This window comes from Thiocapsa sp. (assembly GCF_018399035.1).
GTDB lineage: Bacteria > Pseudomonadota > Gammaproteobacteria > Chromatiales > Chromatiaceae > Thiocapsa.
The window spans coordinates 3,355,385-3,375,705 of record NZ_CP073760.1; the positions used below are offsets into that span (position 1 = coordinate 3,355,385).

A 20,321-nucleotide genomic window follows, 5' to 3' on the forward strand; every position below is an offset into this window, starting at 1 on the left:
CGGCAGATTCTACTGCGTCGTTGGTTGAAGGCAAGGGTACACGGCGCGCTAATTTTTGTTGTGCTTCGCTCTCGCTCGGCACAACCGACGGGTTACATGCGCTCGATGCCGAGACGCCGCAGGATGCCCTTCTCGATCACCACCGCAAAGAAGGCGAAGACCGAGAGCCCCAGGATCAGCCCCCAGGCGGCGAGATCCAATCCGTCGGTATGGAAAACGGCCTGCATGGGCGGGGCATAGGTGAAGAGGAGCTGCAGCCCGATCAGGATGAGACCGGCCCAGAAGGCGACCGGATTCCCGTACAGGGTGTGGCGCGCCATCGTCGGTGCGGTAAATCGACGCACGTTGAACAGATAGACCAGCTCGCCGAAGACCAGCATGTTCACCGCCGCGGTGCGAGCGACCTCCAGACTTTGGCCACGCATCAGCTCCCATTCGTAAACCCCGAAGGTCAGGGCGATCATCAGCAGACTGACGAAGATGATGCGCACGAGCATCACCCGGGTGATCAGCGGCTCTTTCGGCGGGCGTGGTGGACGGCGCATCACGCCCTCCTCCGCCGGCTCGAAGGCGAGCGCCAACGCCAGCGTGACGGCGGTCACCATGTTGACCCAGAGGATCTGGCTGGCGGTGATCGGCAAGGCCACGCCGGCGAGCACCGCGACCAGGATGACGCCGGCCTGCGCCCCGTTGGTCGGCAGGATGAAGACCAGCGATTTCTTGATGTTGTCGAAGACACGCCGGCCCTCGCGAACGGCTTGGGCGATGCTGGCGAAGTTGTCGTCGGTCAGGACCAAGTCGGACGCCTCCTTGGCCGCATCGGTCCCGCGATGGCCCATGGCGACACCGATCTCGGCGGTCTTGAGCGCAGGCGCGTCGTTTACGCCGTCGCCGGTCATGGCCACAAACTCGCCCTCGGCTTGGAGCGCGGCGACCAACCGCAGCTTGTGCTCGGGACTGGCCCGGGCGATGACATCGGTCTCCTGGACGCGCTGCCTCAACTGCGCGTCGCTCAGATGCTCCACGACGTCGCCCGTGAGCGCATCCTCGCCGGACAGACCCAGCTCGCGCCCGATGGCTGCGGCCGTCACGGCGTGGTCGCCCGTGATCATCTTCACGCGGATGCCGGCGGCCTGACACTCCGCCACCGCGGCGATTGCCTCGGGTCGCGGCGGGTCGATCATGCCGGCGAGCCCGAGCAGGGTGAAGCCGGGCTGGATGTCGTCCATGTCGAGCGCCGTCGTCCCCGCGGCGACCTCGCGACGCGCCATGGCCAAGACACGCTGACCCGATCGCGCGGCCTCGAGCATGCCCTCCTCCCAGGCCGCCCGCTCCAAGGTCCGGCCGGCGGCATCCTCGGCACAGAGCTCCAGCACCCGCTCCGGCGCGCCCTTGATGAGGACAAAGGCATGACCGGCATGATCGTGATGCAGGGTCGCCATGAAACGATGCTCGGACTCGAAGGGGATCTCGTCGATGCGCGGGTGCTCGGCGTTTTCGGCGACCGGGTCAAGACCCGCCTTGAGCGCCAAGGCCATGAGCGCACCCTCGGTCGGATCGCCGACCAGGGTCCAATCGCCCGAATCCTCGCGGTTCAGGTGGGCGTCGTTGCAGAGGAGCGCGCAACGCGCCAGGCTCAGCAGGCCCTCGTCGCGACGGGGATCGAACGATTTGCCGTCCTGCTCGAAGCCGCCGTCGGGGGCATACCCCGCACCGCTCACCTGGATGTCGCGATCCGGCAGCACCAGACGGACCGCCGTCATCTCGTTCTTGGTCAGGGTGCCGGTCTTGTCCGAGCAGATCACGGTGACCGACCCCAAGGTTTCCACCGCAGGCAGGCGCCGCACGATCGCCCTCTCGCGGGCCATGATGCGGGTGCCGATCGCGAGCGTAATGGTCACGATGGCGGGGAGGCCCTCGGGGATGGCCGCGACCGCAAGACCCACGACGGCGAGAAAGACATCCGCCGGGGGCATGGCGACGATCCAGTGGCCGTACGCGTAGGTGAGTGCGCCGAGGGCGAGGATGAAGAGCGTGATCTGACGTGCAAACTGCTCGAGCCGACGCGTCAAGGGTGTCGCCAGACTGGTGACCCCCGCAACCATCGCCCCGATGCGCCCGATCTCGGTGGCCGCACCTGTGGCGACGACGATCCCGCGACCTTGCCCGTAGCCCACCACGGTGCCCGAATAGGCCATGTCCGTGCGATCGCCGGTGGATGCCTCGGCATCCACCGGCGCGATCTGCTTCTCGGCGGGGACTGATTCGCCGGTCAAGGCGGCCTCGTTCACCCGCAGATTCTTCACGCGCAGCAGCCGCAGATCGGCCGGCACGCGCGCCCCCGAGTCGAGCACGACGATATCGCCCGGCACCAGCCCCTCGGCATCGATCTCGCGCCGATTGCCGTCTCGCAGCACCGTCGCCTTGCTCGCCAGCATGGCCCGTACTGCCTCGAGCGCCTGCTCGGCCTTGCCCTCCTGAACGAATCCGATGAGCGCGTTGATGATGACCACGCCCAAGATGACCGCGGCATCGGCGTAATGGTCCAGGAGGAAGGTCACGACGGATGCGACCAGGAGGACGTAGATCAGAGGATTGTGAAACTGCAGCAGGAGCCGCACCAGCGGCCCGCGGCGCTTGGGCTCGGGCAGACGATTGGGGCCATACTCGGCGAGCCGTCGCTCGGCCTCCTCGCCCGTTAAACCTCGCGACTCGCTGGTCTCGAGTCGGTCGACGACCGCCGCTGCCGGCTCCGCATGCCAGCGCTCGGCGGGCGGCTTGTTCGGTGTGTCGAGATCATCCGTCATAGTGACTCCTTCCGCGGCCGGGGCTCGACCGGCGACGGTCATGGTGCGCGCGAACACGCTGCGATTTTAGGAAGGGGACGGAACAATGGGGCAATCGGCGGGGAGATTGGTTCCGATCGGCCCCGGGGAAACCCGGGGACGATTCAACGTTCAGTCAAGCAACTCGACGGGAGAACATCGTTGCCGTCGTTGTCGTTGTCGTTGTCGTTGTCGATTACGACAACGATCCGATCCCTGATGAAAATCACGGCACGCACAAGGGCGCAAGACTACAATCAAGAGTCGTTGCGACTCGACCTCGGGACGGTGCAGGGTCGCCTTGAATCCCCCGTCGTGCCGATCGGGGCCCCTCGAGCCGAAGCGGCCGGGGCATCCGCGACCCGGCCGCGCAGGAGCCATAGGAATCCATCATGTCGAAGGTGATTGAAGCCGAGCAACCGCAGGGCGAGCACACGCGCACGGGGCAGTTCCACGGCTATGTGGTAGCCATCGGCGCGTCGGCCGGCGGGCTCGATGCCTTGGAGCGGTTCTTTCAGTCCTTGCCGACCGATCTGGGCGCCGCTTACGTGGTGATCCAGCATCTCTCGCCGGATCACAAAAGCATGATGGCCAATCTGCTCGGCCGCCACACGGCGATGCCGGTGGTGACGGTCGAGCACGACATGCGCATCGAGCCCGACCGGGTCCATCTGATCCCGCCGGCCAGCATGATGAGCGTCTCGGGCGATGCACTGCGCCTGACCCCGAAGAACCCGCGCGGACTCACCCTCCCGATCGACCTCTTCTTCACCTCCGTCGCCAAGCAGTTCGGCAAGCATGCCATCGGCGTGGTGCTCTCCGGGACCGGATCCGACGGCACGCGCGGCGCCGTCGCCATCAACGACGCCGGAGGTCTGCTGCTCGCCCAAGAGCCGGAGTCGGCCAAGTTCGACGGCATGCCGCGCAGTGCGATCGCCACCGGCCTGGTCGATGCCATCCTGCCGCCCGACGCGCTGGGTCCACGCATCGTCGAGCACATCCATCAGATCCCGCGCGCCAAGGCTCCACCCGACGGGCGTGCCTTGGGTATCGATAAGGACGACGCCTTCGAGGAGACGATGCACCTGCTGCAGCATCAGGGCGGCATCAACTTCCGGGAATACAAGCCAGCCACCGTGATGCGCCGAATCGAGCGGCGCATGCAGGTCCGTCATACCCCGGATTTGGCCAATTATGTCCGGCTGCTCGACAACGATCGCGGCGAGCTCGCGGTCCTGCGCCGCGAGATGCTGATCCCGGTAACCAGCTTCTTCCGCGACCCGGAGACCTTCGACATCCTCGCCGAGACGGTGGTGAAGACCATCGTCGCCGAACGCGGCGAGAACCAGCCGATTCGAGTCTGGGTGGCGGGAACCTCCACCGGCGAAGAAGCCTACAGCCTGGCAATCCTGTTCGCCGAGGCCTTCGATCGCGCACGGCGTTGGCCGAACTTCAAGCTCTTCGCGACCGATGTGGAGCAGCAGAACGTCGAGGTCGGCGGGGCCGGGGTCTTCTCCGAGGCGATCACGGCTGAGCTCTCCCCGGAACGGCTCGAGCGCTTTTTCTACAAGCGCGGCAACCACTTCGTCGTCAAGAACGAGATCCGCCAAAGCATCGTCTTCGCCAAGCACAATCTGCTCGAAGATCCGCCCTTCACGCGGATGGACCTGGTCTCGTGCCGCAACCTACTGATCTATTTCCGTACCCAGGCGCAAGAGCGGGCGCTGCGCCGGATCCAGTATGCTTTGGCGCCGGGCGGCTTCCTCTTCCTGGGTCCGAGCGAGACCCTGGCCGAGCTCCAGTCGGATTTCACCGCCGTCAGCTCCAAGCACAAGATCTACCGGATCCTGCGCCATGTATCGCTGCCGCTGGATCTGGCGAACACCCCGCTCGCACCGCGCGCGACCGGCGTCCCCGGGCGACGGCTCGGGCGGCACGGTCGTCAGCTTGCCAGCGATGCCGCGGTGATCGATGCCGGACAAACCATGCTGCTGCGCGGCTATGCCCCGGCCAGTCTCCTGCTCAGCAATCGGTTCGAGCTGCTCCACGTCTTCGGCGAGGTCGGCGACTACCTGCGCATCGCCGAGGGCAACGCGACCCTGGACATCGCCAAGCTGCTCGCGGCCCCGCTCGCCCCGGTCGCGCAAGCGCTCATGCACAAGGCCACGCGCGGCACCACGCCCTTGCGCTCCGATATCCTGACCCTCGGGCTCGCGAACGGTGTCTCGCGCCGGTTGCGCCTGGTGGTGCGGCCATTCGACGTGACTCAGGGCGAGCCGCATCTGCTGCTCTCGTTCGAGCCCGAGGCCGAGCAAATACCGCTACCGAGCGAGACGCGCACGACCACCGCCGGCATGGAGACGATCAATATCGATCGCGAGACGATCCAGCGGATGGAGACGCTCGAGCGCGAGCTGAACGCAACACGCGAGAGCTTGCAGGCGACGATCGAAGAGCTCGAGACCGCCAACGAGGAGCTGCAGGCCACCAACGAGGAGCTGATGGCCTCCAACGAGGAGCTGCAAAGCTCCAACGAGGAGCTTCAATCGGTCAACGAGGAGCTTTACACGGTCAACGCCGAGAATCAGGAGAAGATCGAGATCCTCAATCGACTCAATGCCGACCTCGACAGTATGGCCAAGGCCGCGGCCATCGCCACCGTCTTCGTCGATTCGTCGCTGCGTCTGACCCGTTTCACGCCCGAGGCGACCAGTCTGTTCAAGATCCGCAACGGGGATCTCGGGCGGCCCATCGACGATTTTGCGAACCTGCTCCAGTACCCGAGTTTCACCGAGGAGCTGCATCGGACCGTCGACAGCGGCGAGATGCTCCAGCGCGAGATCCACGCGGCCAACGGGCGCGTCTATCTCGCACGCGTTCTGCCCTACGCGGTGCGCCCGGGCGACGCGCGCGGCGCGGTGGCGACCTTCGTCGACATCACGACACTCTACGATGTCGAGCGCATGCAGGCGGTGCTCGACTCGCTGCCGGAGCATGTCGCCGTGCTCGATCCGAACGGTGTCATCACACTCGTGAATCGCGCCTGGCGCGAGTTCGCCGCCGCCAACGGCGACCCCGACCTGAAGGTCTCGGGCGTGGGATCCAACTATCTCGCGGCGTGCGATGGCGGCTCGGGCGTCGACGGCTCCGGGGAACGGACCGCTCTGGAGGGCATCCGCGCGGTCCTCGACGGACGGCGCCAAGCGTTTGCGATGGAGTACCCCTGTCACTCTCCGCAGGAACGACGCTGGTTCTCCATGCATGTCGCACCGATTCTTCACCCCGGCGGCGGTGTGGTCGTCAGCCACATCAATGTCAGTCAGTGGTCCGACGCCGGCAACGAAGGCTAGCGGCGTGACGACGGCAGACGATCAGCCGGTCACCGATGCCGGTAACCCGTTCGAGATTCCCGACGAGGAGCTGCGCACGCGCGCGCTGCTCGCGCTGCGGCAGGGTCGCTTCGATCTGGCCGAAAAACTCCTTGTGGACAAGGACGTCGACCAAGCCGCACTGGTGGAGAGCCTGCGTATTTATCAAGCCGAGCTCGAGATCCAGAACGAGGAGCTTCAGCGCAGCTACCATCAGACCCAGGGTGCCTTGAGTCGCTTCATGGCCTTCTTCGACAGCCTGCCCATGCCCGAGCTTGTCGTCGACGGACAGGGGCTCGTCAAGGAGGCCAACGAGGAGGCACGGCGTCTCTTCGGGCTGCGCGACACCGCCTTCCATCAGTACTTCTTTGTCCGTCTGATCGACGAGCCCGACCGAGCACCGGCCATTTACGCGCTCTCGCATCTGCGCCGGGACGAGCCGATCGATCTGCGCGAAGTGCGGTTTCGGACCAAACGCAACGAGGTCTTCATCGGCGATCTGCACATGGTTGCGCTGCCGACCGAGGAGGATGAAGGGCGGCGCGTCCTCTGTGCCGTCGTCGACCGCACCGAGGCCGTCCTGCAACGCGAGGCATTGCGCGAGAGTCGCGAGCGCTATCGGGTCATCGCCGAGTTCAGCTCGGATTGGGAATACTGGATCGGGCCGGACGGGCAGTATCGCTATGTTTCGCCGGCCTGCACCCACCTCACCGGCCATCCGTCGGCGGCATTCGTCGCCGATGCGGATCTCTTCGGCCGCCTGCTGCATCCGGACGATCGCCACCTCTGGGAGCAACACCTCGGGGCCCATCTCGCCGACGAGTCGGGCGGTATCCTGCCGCTCGAGCTGCGGATCCGCCACCTCGATGGCCATGTACATTGGATCGAACATTCCTGTACCCCCGTCTTCGGCGAATCGGGGGGGTTTCTGGGGCGCCGAGGCGTGAATCGCGACATCACCGAGCTGAAGCGCTCGCGCGAGCAGCTGCACTTTCTCGCCCAGCATGACGCCCTCACGGGACTCCCGAACCGGACCCTGTTTCGCCAGCGCTTGGAGGAGGCGATCCCCCGCACGATCCGACGCGGCGGCGAGACGGCACTCCTCTTTCTGGACTTGGACCGGTTCAAAACCGTCAACGACACCCTCGGGCACCCGGTCGGCGACCTCCTGCTCAAGCAGGTCGCCGCGCGCTTGACGCAAGCCGTGCGGGCGAGCGATACCGTCGCACGCTTGGGGGGCGACGAATTCGTCGTCATCTCCGAGGACGTTCAAGAGCCCAACGACGCGGCGATCCTGGCAAGACGCCTGCTCGAACTCTTCGCGACACCCTTCGAGGTCGAGGGCCGCGAGCTCTTCCTCAGCTTGAGTATCGGCATCGGCATTTATCCGCTCGACGGAGCCGATGCCGACACCCTGATCCGCCATGCCGATATCGCCATGTATCGCGCCAAGTCGGCCGGGCGCAACGGCTTCCGATTCTTCGATCCGGAGATGTCGGAAGGTGCCGCGGAGCGCCTGCGCCTGGAGCAGGAGCTGCGCAGCGCGCTCCCGCGCGGCGAGCTGATGCTCGAATATCAACCCCAGGTCGGCCTGCCCGACGGCGAGCTGTGCGGCGTCGAGGTCTTGTGCCGCTGGAACCATCCGAGGCTGGGCCTCTTGTCTCCTGCCCAATTTCTCCCGTTGGCGAACGAGATCGGGCTGATCGATCAACTGGATCACTGGGTCCTCGAGCACGCCTGTGCACAGGTGGCCACCTGGGATCGCGGTGGATTTTCGGTACCACGACTCGCCGTCAATCTCTCCGTGCACAGGATTCAGGGCGACGACGTGCCGGAGCAGATCGAAGCGATCCTGGCGCGAACGGGTCTCGACCCGCGGCGTCTGGAGCTGGAGCTGACCGAGGCATCGATCATGGGGCGGCCCACGCGCACGATCGCCACTCTGGAGCAGCTCGGCGGGCTCGGCATCGGTCTGGCGGTGGACGACTTCGGTACCGGCTGCTCGTCGCTGGCCTGCATCAAGCAGGTCGCGATTCGACGTCTGAAGATCGACCGCTCCTTCATCGAGCGACTGATGACCGGGAGCGACGATGAAGCCATCGTGCACGCCGTCATCGGTCTGGCACGCAGTCTCGGCCTGGCCGTTCTCGCCGAAGGCGTCGAAACAGCCGCGCAAGCCGGGCTTCTGATCCGCGAGGGCTGCGACGAGGCGCAGGGCTATTTCTTCGGCAAAGCGGTCGGACCGGAGGAGCTCGCCTCGCGGTATTGCTCGGGAAAGACTTAGGCGAACGTCCGCGCTTGCGGGTCCGTCAAACCGAGCGCGTCGCATGGGCACGAACCCATCGATCCGTGTGTCGATATCGATCAGAGCCTATCGCCCGACCCGCTCGATGCCCGCACCTCTTCATCGCCTTCGGAGACCGAGAAGACCGATCCCGCCGTCACCGCAAGCCAAAGCGACTCCCCGTTCTTGCGCTTCATATCCAGCATTAGGGTCCGCGGTAATTGGCGGACATGCCGGGTGATCACATCCATGACCCAGCCGTGGGTCATGGCGAGGACGCGCTCCCCCGCATGCCGTCGTCCAATCTCATGCAGGGCCGCGACGATCCGGTCGGCGAACTGATCCGACGGCTCTCCTTCGTCGAAATGGCAGGCAGGGTCTCTGCGCATGATGTCCGCATGCAGGCCGGGGTGCAGTACGGACAGATCCTGCTTGGTCATCCCCTGAACGCGGCCGAAGTTCCGTTCCTTCAAACCTTCGGAGTGGATCGGGGAGGGGAGCCCCAAGACCTCGGCGATGATCCGCGCGGTCTCCGACGCCCTGCTCAGGGGGCTCGTCCAAACCTGCGCAAAGCCGGCGTCCTTGAAGGCATCGGCCATCTCGAAGGCCTGTTTCCGGCCGTTGGCGTTGAGTGGAACATCGATCCAGCCCTGCAGGACACCGGCGATGTTCCAGTCCGTTTCCCCGTGACGGGTCACGCAGATCGTCGTCGGGGCATGCGCGGCATGTGTGTCGGTCATGAGGTCATGTCGGGTGGCGTGTTGGATTCCGAGTAACGTGTCAGAAATAAGTCGAGCACCGAATAAAATCGTTGTCGTTGTCGTTGTCGTTGTCGATTGCGACAACGACAACGACAACAACCGTGGCAAAGGTATTCTCGCGTCGAGTTGTCTTACTTGTTTTTGAGCTGCTCCCAATCTAGGCGGGCCGACGACCTTATGTTATACCCGTCGCCGAAGCCATCGGGCTTTCGACAGCATCGACACAAGAGACAGGGGACGACGGGATGAGCGAGAACATCAATCTGGTGCAGCGCCGGCGCGCGCAGCTCCAGAACGCGGTCGGCGACTTGGGAAAGCTGGTCATCGACGCCTTGAACCAATCCGTGACCTGCCTGAGCCGACACGACCTCGAGCTGGCCGAGCGCATCATCGAAGGGGACACGCAGATCAATCAGCAGCGGCGTGTGCTCGAGCAGGAATGTCTGGTGACGCTGGCCGCCTACAAACCGGCCGGCGCCGATCTGCGCGCCATCGGGGCCTGCATGGAGCTGGTCTCGGAGCTCGAGCGTATCGGGGATTATGCCGCGGATGTCGCACGTATCCTGCGCAGAGCCGGAGAAACGCGGTTTCCGAGCGAGTCGGTCGAGGCGATTGTCGAGGTCGCCGCGGATGCGATCGCCATGCTCGGCGAGACGCTGGACGCCTTCACCTGCGGGAGCGACGAGCAGAGTGCCCGGGCAAGCATCGCGCGCGAGGATCAGGTCGACCGCAACGAGCAGGCGGTGATCGAGCGGGTGCTGACGATGATGCGTGCCGATCCGGATTTCGCCACGACCGGGACCTATTTGCTGTGGATCGTCCACAACTACGAGCGGGTTGCCGATCGGGCGACCAACGTGGCCGAGCGGGCGGTCTATGTTGCCTGCGGGGAGACACCCGAGCTGGGCTAAACCGCGCCCGGCGCGGTATGCGTCATGTGTTGGATGGCTTGGCCGCGCCGGCTCCGACGACTGTCGGAGCCGGCGCGGTTTAAAGTACTAAAAATCTTAAATTCTAAACCGCGTCTCACTGGGATCAAGGAGATCTCCGAAGCTAAACGAACAATGAAAACGACGCATGTCGCTCTGGACGCGGTTTAGGTCGGCACGCGACGTCGCGACCGGCACCCGGTGGCGGCCGTCGTCGGGCTCACTTGATCGGGATCGTCATCGCATCCTTGCCGTTGCGTTTGAGCAGACCGCGCACCTTGTCGAGGGCGGCCTGATCGGCATAGGGGCCGGTGCGGACACGATGAAAGGTCTCCCCGCTCGGGATGGTCGCCACCTCCACCCGACTGGAGATGCCGAGGAGTGCAAGCTCCGCCTTGAGTCGCTCGGCATCGCTCGCACGCTTGAAGGATCCGACCTGAACCAGGAAGCCCTTGCCGGTCGTCGAGGTCGGCACTGCCGGGGCCGTGACCGCCGCGGGCTGCACCGACTCGACCGCGGTCCGTGGCTCGACCGCGGTTCGCGGCTCGGGACGCGGGGCTGCGGGTGGGGGTGGTGGCGGGGGCGCGATATCGACCTCGGTATCGCGCAACAGGTTGGGAAACTCGAAGCTCGGAGGCGCCGCCGCCGGCCGCTCCACCTTGGCCGGCAAAGCCGCGGGCGGTGTCTGCATCGCGTCCGGGTTCTGGGTCCAATAGAGACCGACTCCGAAGGCGCCCAGCATGCCCCCGAGCAGGAACGACCACAGACAGGAAGAACCCTGTTTGCCGCGCCGCGGCGTCGCCCGCGCGAGGCTGGCCCGCCGATAATCCTTGCTCATCTCACATGGCCTCCGGGGCGGAGACGCCGAGCAGACCCAACCCGTTGCGCAGCACCTCGCGTACCGCCAGGATCAGCTTGATGCGTGCATCGCGCAGGGCCGCGTCACCGACCAGGAACTGGTGAGCGTTGTAGTAGGTGTGCAGCTCGTTCGCCAGCTCGCGCAAATAATGGGTCAGCAGATGCGGCTCGGCCTTGAGCGCCGCCGCCTCGACCACCTCGGGATAACGCGCCAGGGTGCGTTGCAGCGCCAGCTCGTGCGACTCGGTCAAGCGCTCCAGATTCTCCACCCCCGTGCTCGGCTCCACCGGCATGCCCTTCTCCGCGGCCTGCCGCAAGACGCTGCATACGCGGGCGTGGGCGTATTGGACGTAATAGACCGGGTTGTCGGAGGACTCGGACTTGGCCAGATCCAGGTCGAAATCCAGATGCTGCTCGCAACGGCGCATGACGTAGAAGAAGCGCGCGGCATCGCGCCCGACCTCCTTGCGCAACTGACGCAGGGTCACGAACTCGCCCGAGCGCGTCGACATCTGCGCCTTCTCGCCGCCGCGATAGAGGATCGCGAACTGCACCAAGAGCACCTCGAGGCGCTCGACATCGTCGCCCATCGCCTGGAGCGCCGCCTTCACACGCGGGACATAGCCGTGGTGATCCGCGCCCCAGATGTCGATGACGCGCTCGAAGCCGCGCTCGAGCTTGTCCATGTGATAGGCGATGTCGGACGCAAAGTAGGTGCTCTGACCGTTCTCGCGCACCACCACCCGATCCTTCTCGTCGCCGAAGGCGCTGGAGCGGAACCAGAGTGCGCCGTTTTGCACGTAGACGTGACCGGCCTCGCGCAGGCGCTCGATCGCCCGGGTGACCGCGCCGCTCTCGGCGAGCGTGCGCTCCGAATACCACTCCTGATACTCGACGCCAAAACCGGCAAGGTCATCGCGGATGTCGTCGAGGATGACGTTCAGCCCCAGCTCGAAGACATAGCGGTAGCGGTTGTCGCCGAGCAGCCGTTTCGCCGCGGCGATGACCCCGTCGATATGGGCCTCCTTATCGCCGCCGTCCTGTCCGTCGGGCAGCGCATCGGGCGGCAGGCCGGCAAAGACCGTGTCGGCATCCACCCGATAGGCATCGCCGTGCTCGCGATGCAGCGTCGCGGCGATGTCCCAGACATAGTCCCCCTTGTAGCCGTTGCTCGGGAAGGTCAGCTCCTCGCCGCACAGCTCGAGATATCTCAGCCAGACGGAGCTGGCGAGGATGTCCATCTGTCGCCCGGCGTCGTTGACGTAATACTCGCGATGCACGTCGAACCCGACCGCCGCGAGCAGATCGGCGACGACCGCGCCGTAGGCGGCCCCGCGGCCGTGCCCCACATGCAGGGGTCCGGTCGGATTGGCCGAGACGAACTCCACCTGCACGCGGCGCCCGGCGCCGATTCGGCTGAGCCCGAAGGCGGGGCCCGCGCTCAGGATCTCGGGGATCAGACGGCGATAGGCGTCCTCGGCCAGGAAGAAGTTGATGAAGCCGGGGCCGGCGATCTCCACGCGCGCGATCAGCGAGGAGGCGGGCAAGGCATCCACAAGACGTTGCGCGATCTCGCGCGGCTTGGCGCCGAGACGCTTGGCGAGCACCAACGCGATGTTGCTCGCGAAGTCGCCGTGAGAGGTGTCCTTGGTCCGGTCCACTTGGGGCTCGGGCAACTCGGCGGCGTCGCCCGCCGGCGCCTCGACGAGGCTCGCGAGGGCCGTGCGGATCAAATCGGTGATGGCCTGTTTCATAGGTGCTTCATTGGGTTTCGGTCGGGTCTGCAGGCAAAAGAGCCTGCAAGGCAGGTGGCGTGCCGCGAGGGTACGCGTCGTCAGGGCGCTAGAATAACCGAATCAGACCCTCGGAGGGATCGACCGGGCTAGCCTTGTTCGCAAGACCGGCCGGTAGGGTGGGCGAGCGAGAGCGAAGTCCGCCGATGGCTGCACCGGGGTTGGTGGACTGCGCTGCGCTTGTCCCTTCCGATTCGATCGGGGTGTCGCCGTGCGCACCTGGACACCTCCGACGATCCGAGCGCCGGAACGCGCCCGCTCAGAACAAAAAATACCGCTGAGCGAGCGGCAGCACCCCGGCAGGCTCGCAGGTCAACAGCTGGCCGTCGGCCCGGACCTGGTAGGTCTGCGGGTCCACCTCGATGGTCGGCTGATAGTCGTTGTGGATCATGTTGGACTTGCGCACCAGTCGACTGTCGCGGGTGACCCCGACCAGGCGCTTGAGGTCCAGACGCTGCGGCTCGCCGGCCTCCAAGGCCCATTGCGAGAGGAACGTCATACAGGTGGCGCTCAAGGCACCGCCGAAGGCACCGAACATGGGTCGATAGTGGACCGGCTGGGGTGTGGGGATGGAGGCGTTGGGATCGCCCATCGCGGCCGCCGCAATCAGACCGCCCTTGATGATGAGACTGGGTTTGGCCCCGAAGAAGGCGGGCCGCCAGAGCACCAGATCCGCGAGCTTGCCGACCTCCACCGAGCCGACCTCATGCGCGATGCCGTGGGTGATCGCCGGGTTGATGGTGTATTTGGCGATGTAGCGTTTGGCGCGGAAGTTGTCGTGCTCGGCCGGATCGCCGGGCAGCGAGCCACGCTGGACCTTCATCTTATGCGCGGTTTGCCAGGTGCGGCAGATGACCTCGCCGACGCGGCCCATCGCCTGGGAGTCCGAGGCGATCATCGAGAAAGCGCCCAGATCGTGCAGGATGTCCTCGGCCGCGATGGTTTCCCGACGGATGCGCGACTCGGCAAAGGCGACGTCTTCCGGGATCGACGGGGACAGGTGATGGCAGACCATCAGCATGTCCAGATGCTCGTCGACCGTATTGACCGTGTAGGGTCGGGTCGGATTGGTCGAGGACGGCAGCACGTTCGGCAGGCCCGCGGCCTTGATGATGTCCGGGGCATGGCCGCCGCCCGCGCCCTCGGTGTGATAGGTGTGGATGCAGCGGTCCTTGAAGGCGGCGATGGTGTCCTCGACGAAGCCGGACTCGTTGAGCGTGTCGGTGTGGATCGCGACCTGCACGTCCATCTTCTCGGCAACCCCCAGACAACAGTCGATCGCGGCCGGTGTCGTGCCCCAATCCTCGTGTAGTTTGAGCCCCATGGCGCCGGCACGCACCTGCTCCTCCAAGGCATTCGGCAGACTGCCGTTGCCTTTGCCGAGGAACCCGAGGTTGACCGGCAGGGCCTCGGCGGCCTGGAGCATCCGCCGGATATTCCAGGGCCCGGGCGTACAGGTCGTGGCATTGGTGCCGGTCGCCGGCCCGGTACCGCCGCCCAGCATGGTGGTGACGCCGGACATCAGCGCCTCTTCGATCTGCTGCGGGCAGATGAAGTGGATATGGGCGTCGATGCCGCCGGCTGTGATGATCTGACCCTCGCCGGCAATGACCTCGGTTCCCGGCCCGATCAGGATGTCCACGCCGGCCTGGGTGTCCGGATTGCCGGCCTTGCCGATCCCGACGATACGGCCCTTCTTGATGCCGATATCGGCTTTGACGATGCCCCAATGATCCAGGATCAGGGCATTGGTGATGACCAGATCCACCACCTCGTCGGCCTGGCGCTGGCACTGACCCATCCCGTCGCGGATGACCTTGCCGCCGCCGAACGTCACTTCGTCGCCGTAACAGGTGCGATCCTCCTCGACCTGGATGAAGAGCTCGGTGTCGCCCAGACGCACCCGATCCCCGACGGTCGGGCCGTACATGGAGGCATAGGCCGCCCTGCTGATCGTACTCATGGCTGATCTCCGTCGAGCGCGCCCATCACCCGGGCGTTGAAGCCGTAGACGACGCGGTCGCCGGCATAGGGTACCAGGGTCACGGTGCGGGACTGACCGGGCTCGAAGCGCACGGCGGTACCGGCGGGGATGTCGAGCCGCCGACCGCGGGTCTGCTCCCGATCGAAGGCGAGTGCGGCGTTGGTCTCGTAGAAGTGGTAGTGCGAGCCGACCTGGATCGGACGGTCACCGGTATTGGCGACCTTGATGGTCAGTCCGGGCCGGCCGGCGTTCAGCTCGATGTCGCCCGGAACCGTGATGATCTCACCTGGAATCATGAGCCTACTCCTGCACTAAACCGCGCCCGGTGCGGCATGCGTCGTTTGTTGGATGGGCGTTGGCCGCGCCGGCTCCGACAGCTTCGGAGCTGGCGCGGTTTAGGTCATCAAATCCGAAAAACACATGAACCGCGTCGGCTACGACGGCAACCAGTCGCGTCAAGGTCGATCCCGAACACGGACGAGGCATGTCCCTCCGAGACGCGGTTCATCAGCCGATCGGATCGTGGACCGTGACCAGCTTGGTCCCGTCCGGGAAGGTCGCTTCCACCTGGATGTCGTCGATCATCTCGGGGATACCGTCCATGACATCCTCGCGGGTCAAGAGGGTGCGCCCGTAATCCATCAACTCGGCCACGGTGCGGCCGTCGCGCGCGCCCTCGAGGATCGCACAGCTGATGTAGGCGATCGCCTCGGGATAGTTCAGCCGCACGCCCCTCGCCTTGCGGCGCTCGGCGAGCAGGCCCGCCGTGAAGAGCAGCAGCTTATCCTTCTCTCGTGGGCTAAGGTCCATGATCGGCTCCTGGTCGTCGCTGTCTGTAGACGCAATGATAGCCCGACAGGGGAATGAATCCGCGTCTGAAGCGTTACGCGCCGTCGTTTGCCGCGATCACGGCCCGCTCGGGCCGACGGGCATGGTCGCGGATTTGGCGCAATACAACCATTTCATTCTATTCGAAAGCGCGTCCGCCGTGGCGCGGATCGACTCATGCAATGTCGGTGTCGGGTACGGACCGCGCGGGGAAGATCCGGCAGGAGGCGGTTCACGTCGCCCAGATCCGAGGCATCGATGCGTCCAAACCCAACAGACCGGGACGCAAATCGGACCAGAGACGTCTGAACAGACGGCTGACCGGCTCGACCTCGGGTGCGAGCGCGCGGATCACCAAGAGGTCATCGATCAGGGTCGCACCGACCGGATAAGCCGCGGCCTCGCTCAGACGATGCCGAGCAGCGTCGAGCGCGTCGGCGCGGGCTCCGGTGGCGACAAAGGTGGCGCAGACTGCGAAACCGCGCAAGCCGGCGGGTCCGTCCAGGCTCGACATGCCCGCCACGCGCAGCCGATCGGTCAAGACCGGCCGCTCGTCGCGCGACAGTCTCATGGCGATCTCGGCTCGCCCCTCGCCGAAGCGTTCGCCGATCGCCGGGCGTCCGAGACAGGAGATCTCCCAACCGATAAAACGGGCGTCGCCAGAGAGCTCGACCTGGGTGTTCAGGCGACATGATGCGCCGGGAAAGAAGATGTTTTCGTGCGGAAACCATTCGAGAACGCCGCCCGCGGCCACGACCAGACGTTGCGTCTGCAGACCGATTGGTCCGGCACTGCGATAGAATTTCGTGGCCCCCGGCGCCGTGACCAAGGCATGTGCGCCGCTCGCCACCCGGATCTCGAGCTCCAGCCGATCGCCTCCGACCACGCCGCCGGGTGGATGCAGGAGATAGAGATGACAGGGCGCACCCTCGGGATGGAAGAGGCGCTGGATGGTCAAGGGGCCGATCCGGCGCGTGTCCACGACCCGGCTGCGCCCGGCACGCGGAGCGATCGCGATCTCGAGTCGGGCGCGCCAACCGGCCGACTGACCGGGTGACGCCAAGCGCGAGACGGCAGGCTCCGTCACCCGGTCTCGCTCGGGGCCTGCAACGCGGGGCCTGCGGCGGACGGTCCGCGTCGGGGCTGCGGCGCGACCGGGTTAGCCCTCGATGACATAGACCTCGACCCGACGATTCCGGGCCCGCCCCGCGGGCGTTGTGTTGTCCGCGATGGCGCGCGCCGGACCCAGTCCCTCCGCGCTCAGCCGCGCGCTCTCCACGCCGCGCTCGACGAGCGCCTGCTTGACGGCCTCGGCACGCTGCAGCGAGAGGGCGAGGTTCGTCTCTTCGTCGCCCGAGCTGTCGGTATGACCTTCGATGCGAATACGCAGGTCGGGGTGCTCGGCGAGCAGCCCGGCGATCCGGTCCAGGCTCGGCAGAGCGTCGTTCGTCAAGGTCGCCATGGCGGGCTGGAAACGCAGCTCGGTGTCGGTAAGTTTCAGCAGCATGCCACGCTCGGTGTGCGTACCGCCCAGCTCGGAAAAACGCCGGTAGAGTTCGCGCACGCCGGCCACCGCTGCAGCAGCCTCTGCACGCGAGGAAGACCGCAAGCGCTCCGTGGCGGTGCGCTCCTCCTCGATCGCCTTTTCCAAGACCGCGATCCGTGCCCGAGCCTCACCCAAGACCTCCTCGCCGACATCCTCGGCAGCGGCGCGCGCGGAACCGAGCTCGGCGCGAAGATCGTCCAGCTCGGTCGTGGCGCGGGCGAGCTCGGCCTCGAGCTTGGCGGCCGTGTCGTCCTTCTCCTTTGCAACGCTCGACTTGGCGGCCTGCTCGCGTGCGAGCTGCTCGGCGAGTGCCGCAATCTTCGCCGCTCCGTCCTCGGCCCGGCGCTCCAACTGCGCCTGCGCCTGTGCCAAGGCGGCCTCGGCATCGCTCTCGGCACGGGCGAGCGCGTCGCGTGCGGCGTTCAACTCATCCTGCAGCGCGGTGACCGCATCCGGGGCGTGGGACTGATTCAACGCTTCGGTCAGGTCGGCGATGCGGGTCTCTGCGTCGGCCAGCTGACCCGCGGATGCCGTTCCGGCCTCCTGCAGCGCAGCGGCATCCGACTTGACCTTGACCAGCTCGGCCTCGGCCAGCGCCAGACGCTCCTGCAGCTCCGCGACGGCATCTGCAGACGGGGCCTGCTGCGACTGCCGGGCAAGTGCTGTGCGTGCCTCCTTCAGCTCGTCCTCGAGGGCCGCGAGCTGCGTCTCGTGGGCGTCGCGGGCGGCATCGGCTTCGGCCTGCAGGGCGTCGAGTGCGGCTTGGGCCTCGGCCAAGCGCGCCGTCAGTGCACTCATGTCCTGCCCGCCTTCGGCCACCACCGGCAACAAGCCGGCGGCCTGTGCAGCGCGCATCAGCTCCTCGTCCTTGGGAGTCGCCTTCGCCAGACTCACGCGCTCGTTGAGGTGACGCTCGAGCAGCTCGATCTGCTCGCGGTGCTCGGCGGTCGACTCGGCGATCACCCGCTGGAGTCCGGTCAAATCCTTCTGCAGGCTCTCGGCCTTGGCCAGTGCCGCATCGTACTGCACCTGAAGCTCCTGATAGGCCGCAACGCCGCGATCACGCTCTTCGAGCGCCGCAGCCGTCTTCGCCTGCTCCGCGGCAAGCACGCCCGCATCGGTTTGGCGAAGCGTTTCGATCGCCTCCCTGAGTGCAGCCTTGTCCTGCTCGGCGGCGGCGATTTGCTCCTGCAACTGGCGGCGCTCCCCCGAATGCAGGTCCGTCAGCTCCCGGATACGCTCTTGAAGCGCAGCAATCTCGCTCTGCAGCGGAACCATCCGTGCCTCGCGATCCTTGATCTCCGCAGCTGCCTCGGCGATGCGGAGATCCTTCTGATCCAACTGCGCCGACAGTTGGCCCGAATACCAATCGTAGAGTAGATAGACGCCGATCAAGGCTGCCAGCATGACCCAGACAAGCGGACGCACCAACGAGGAATTGGAACCGGGCATCGTCATCTCCCAAGGCGGTCTTTGTTGTTAGGTATCCGAGCCCCCGCGATTATCAGGGAAAGGACCGCCAGCCGCCAGCCGCCAGCCGCCAGCCGCCAGCCGCCAGCCAATCGTCCTGCAAAGAACGGTTCTCACGCCAAGACGCCTCGGCGTCATCGATCATCTTTAAAACGCGCCCCTCGCTAAGGGCCGTGGATGCACCAAACGTCGAGCTCACTCGAACGTGAGCATCTCGCTCTGGACGCGGTTTAAATCCCTTACGCCGCAAGTCTTGAAGAAACCGTCGAAGAATTTATCGTTGTCGTTGTCGTTGTCGTGTTCGTCCGGAATCCGATTACGACAACGACAACGACAACGAGCAGAGCCTTCGACGACGTTTCTTGGTTCCGGTTCTACCGGGTTAGGACGAGATACCGAGCATTGCCCGAGCCCGGCCGACCGACGACCGACCTGCAGCGGCGAGCCCCGAGACTCATCCCTCATTCGGTGCTTCCGAGGCGGCAGCGAGCGACTGCTGCGCGATCTCCAGCTCCTCGTTGGTGGGAATCACCAGCACCTGCACCGCACTCTCCGGCGTGCTGATGCAGCGCTCGCCGCGCTCTTCGAGGGCATAGTTGGCGATGTCGTCCATCTTGATCCCGAGGTTCTCCAAACCCTCGCAGGCACGACAGCGAATCTCGGCGGCGTTCTCGCCGATGCCGCCGGTAAAGACGACGGCATCGACCCGGCCGAGCTCGGCGTAATAGGCACCGATGTATTTTTTGATCCGATGGGCCGTGATGCCGATCGCCAGCTCGGCGCCGTCGTTGCCTTCCTCGGCCAGACGGTCGATCTCGCGCATGTCGTTCACGCCGCTGATTCCCAGCAGACCGCTCTGACGATTGAGCAGATCCTCGATCGCAGCGATCTCCAGGCCGAGGTTTTTGGCGAGAAAAAAGTGAATGGCCGGATCGATGTCGCCGCAGCGCGTGCCCATCACCAGACCTTCCAGCGGGGTGAGGCCCATGGAGGTGTCCACGCTCTTGCCGTCGCGGATCGCAGTCGCGCTCGAGCCGTTGCCCAGATGCAGCGTGATCAGGTTGCAGCTCTCCAAAGGCCGGCCGAGCATCACGGCGGCGCGCTTGGCGACATAGTAGTGCGAGGTGCCGTGGAACCCGTAGCGGCGGATCCTGTGCTCACGATACAGCCACTCCGGAATCGCATAGCGATAGGATGTCCGCGGCATCGTCTGATGGTAGGCGGTATCGAAGACGGCGACCGAGGGGACCGTCGGAAAGAGCCGTCGGGCGACCTCGATGCCGGCGAGATGGGCCGGATTGTGCAGCGGTGCGAGGGGCACCACGTCCCGAATGGCGTCGACGACCGCATCGTCGACGATGGTCGGGCGTTTGAAATGCTCCCCGCCGTGGACGACGCGATGACCGATGACGGTAAGCTCCGAGACGTCGCCCAAGACCCTGGTCTCGTGCAGGGCCCTGACGATGCGATCGATGCCGTCCCGATGCGTCGGGATCGATACCCGGGCGCGACCCGATTGCCGGATCCCGGATGCATCCAACCACTCTTCTTTGATCTCGCCCTCGGGCTCGCCGATGCGCGAGACCGAGCCCGAGGCGAGGGCAACCCAATCCTCGCTGAGGAAGAGCTGATATTTGATCGACGAGCTGCCTGAATTGAGGACGAGTACCTTCAC

At 65.7% G+C, this 20,321-nt stretch carries 13 protein-coding genes; 3 read left to right on the plus strand and 10 right to left on the minus strand.

The window, feature by feature from the left end; all coding sequences use genetic code 11:
• Window positions 1-92: 92 nt before the first annotated feature.
• A complete protein-coding gene (locus tag KFB96_RS15240) occupies window positions 93-2,807 on the minus strand; it encodes a cation-transporting P-type ATPase (protein ID WP_213457644.1) in 2,715 nt (904 codons plus the stop codon).
• 410 nt (window positions 2,808-3,217) lie between these two features.
• Between KFB96_RS15240 and KFB96_RS15245 the strand changes: the two genes are divergently transcribed.
• A complete protein-coding gene (locus tag KFB96_RS15245; RefSeq protein WP_213457643.1) occupies window positions 3,218-6,175 on the plus strand; it encodes a chemotaxis protein CheB in 2,958 nt (985 codons plus the stop codon).
• Between the two features lie 4 nt (window positions 6,176-6,179).
• Entirely contained in the window at window positions 6,180-8,477 is a 2,298-nt protein-coding gene (locus tag KFB96_RS15250) for a bifunctional diguanylate cyclase/phosphodiesterase (protein WP_213457642.1), read from the plus strand.
• Window positions 8,478-8,557: 80 nt separating this feature from the next.
• On the opposite strand, the gene KFB96_RS15255 is transcribed toward KFB96_RS15250, so the two are convergent.
• Window positions 8,558-9,217 carry a histidine phosphatase family protein gene (locus tag KFB96_RS15255; protein ID WP_213457641.1) on the minus strand — a complete coding sequence of 220 codons (660 nt, stop codon included), beginning with the start codon at window positions 9,215-9,217 and terminating at the stop codon, window positions 8,558-8,560.
• Window positions 9,218-9,483: 266 nt separating this feature from the next.
• Here KFB96_RS15255 and phoU point away from each other — a divergent pair, with 266 nt between their 5' ends.
• Entirely contained in the window at window positions 9,484-10,149 is a 666-nt protein-coding gene (phoU, locus tag KFB96_RS15260) for a phosphate signaling complex protein PhoU (protein ID WP_213457640.1), read from the plus strand.
• 238 nt (window positions 10,150-10,387) lie between these two features.
• Here the strand turns inward: phoU and KFB96_RS15265 are convergent, their stop codons facing one another.
• From KFB96_RS15265 to KFB96_RS15300, 8 genes are all read right to left on the minus strand, one after another.
• Window positions 10,388-11,005, minus strand: a complete 618-nt coding sequence (locus tag KFB96_RS15265; RefSeq protein WP_213457639.1) for an SPOR domain-containing protein — start codon at window positions 11,003-11,005, stop codon at window positions 10,388-10,390.
• 1 nt (window position 11,006) lies between these two features.
• Window positions 11,007-12,779, minus strand: coding sequence for an arginine--tRNA ligase (gene argS, locus KFB96_RS15270; RefSeq protein ID WP_213457638.1), 1,773 nt, complete (start codon window positions 12,777-12,779; stop codon window positions 11,007-11,009).
• 298 nt (window positions 12,780-13,077) lie between these two features.
• The gene (gene ureC / locus KFB96_RS15275) at window positions 13,078-14,781 is read right to left on the minus strand and encodes an urease subunit alpha (protein WP_213457637.1); all 1,704 of its coding nucleotides are present in this window, start codon (window positions 14,779-14,781) and stop codon (window positions 13,078-13,080) included.
• Window positions 14,778-15,098 (minus strand): urease subunit beta, encoded by a 321-nt coding sequence (locus KFB96_RS15280; RefSeq protein ID WP_213457636.1) that lies wholly within the window; start codon window positions 15,096-15,098, stop codon window positions 14,778-14,780. Before KFB96_RS15280 ends, ureC begins: the two co-directional genes overlap by 4 nt.
• Before the next feature lie 211 nt (window positions 15,099-15,309).
• Complete coding sequence (gene ureA, locus KFB96_RS15285; protein WP_093032401.1) at window positions 15,310-15,612, minus strand: urease subunit gamma; 303 nt, start codon at window positions 15,610-15,612, stop codon at window positions 15,310-15,312.
• A 250-nt stretch (window positions 15,613-15,862) separates the two neighbouring features.
• Complete coding sequence (locus KFB96_RS15290; protein ID WP_300970374.1) at window positions 15,863-16,717, minus strand: urease accessory protein UreD; 855 nt, start codon at window positions 16,715-16,717, stop codon at window positions 15,863-15,865.
• A 72-nt stretch (window positions 16,718-16,789) separates the two neighbouring features.
• Window positions 16,790-18,628 carry an OmpA family protein gene (locus tag KFB96_RS15295; protein ID WP_213457635.1) on the minus strand — a complete coding sequence of 613 codons (1,839 nt, stop codon included), beginning with the start codon at window positions 18,626-18,628 and terminating at the stop codon, window positions 16,790-16,792.
• A gap of 472 nt (window positions 18,629-19,100) precedes the next feature.
• Complete coding sequence (locus tag KFB96_RS15300) at window positions 19,101-20,321, minus strand: acetate/propionate family kinase (protein ID WP_213457634.1); 1,221 nt, start codon at window positions 20,319-20,321, stop codon at window positions 19,101-19,103.

Bases quoted from the DNA above. Each gene is read 5' to 3' on its own strand.
- KFB96_RS15240 (WP_213457644.1), bottom strand. From the start codon at position 2,807: ATGACGGATGATCTCGACACACCGAACAAGCCGCCCGCCGAGCGCTGG.
- KFB96_RS15245 (WP_213457643.1), top strand. From the start codon at position 3,218: ATGTCGAAGGTGATTGAAGCCGAGCAACCGCAGGGCGAGCACACGCGC.
- KFB96_RS15255 (WP_213457641.1), bottom strand. From the start codon at position 9,217: ATGACCGACACACATGCCGCGCATGCCCCGACGACGATCTGCGTGACC.
- phoU (WP_213457640.1), top strand. From the start codon at position 9,484: ATGAGCGAGAACATCAATCTGGTGCAGCGCCGGCGCGCGCAGCTCCAG.
- KFB96_RS15265 (WP_213457639.1), bottom strand. From the start codon at position 11,005: ATGAGCAAGGATTATCGGCGGGCCAGCCTCGCGCGGGCGACGCCGCGG.
- argS (WP_213457638.1), bottom strand. From the start codon at position 12,779: ATGAAACAGGCCATCACCGATTTGATCCGCACGGCCCTCGCGAGCCTC.
- ureC (WP_213457637.1), bottom strand. From the start codon at position 14,781: ATGAGTACGATCAGCAGGGCGGCCTATGCCTCCATGTACGGCCCGACC.
- KFB96_RS15280 (WP_213457636.1), bottom strand. From the start codon at position 15,098: ATGATTCCAGGTGAGATCATCACGGTTCCGGGCGACATCGAGCTGAAC.
- ureA (WP_093032401.1), bottom strand. From the start codon at position 15,612: ATGGACCTTAGCCCACGAGAGAAGGATAAGCTGCTGCTCTTCACGGCG.
- KFB96_RS15295 (WP_213457635.1), bottom strand. From the start codon at position 18,628: ATGCCCGGTTCCAATTCCTCGTTGGTGCGTCCGCTTGTCTGGGTCATG.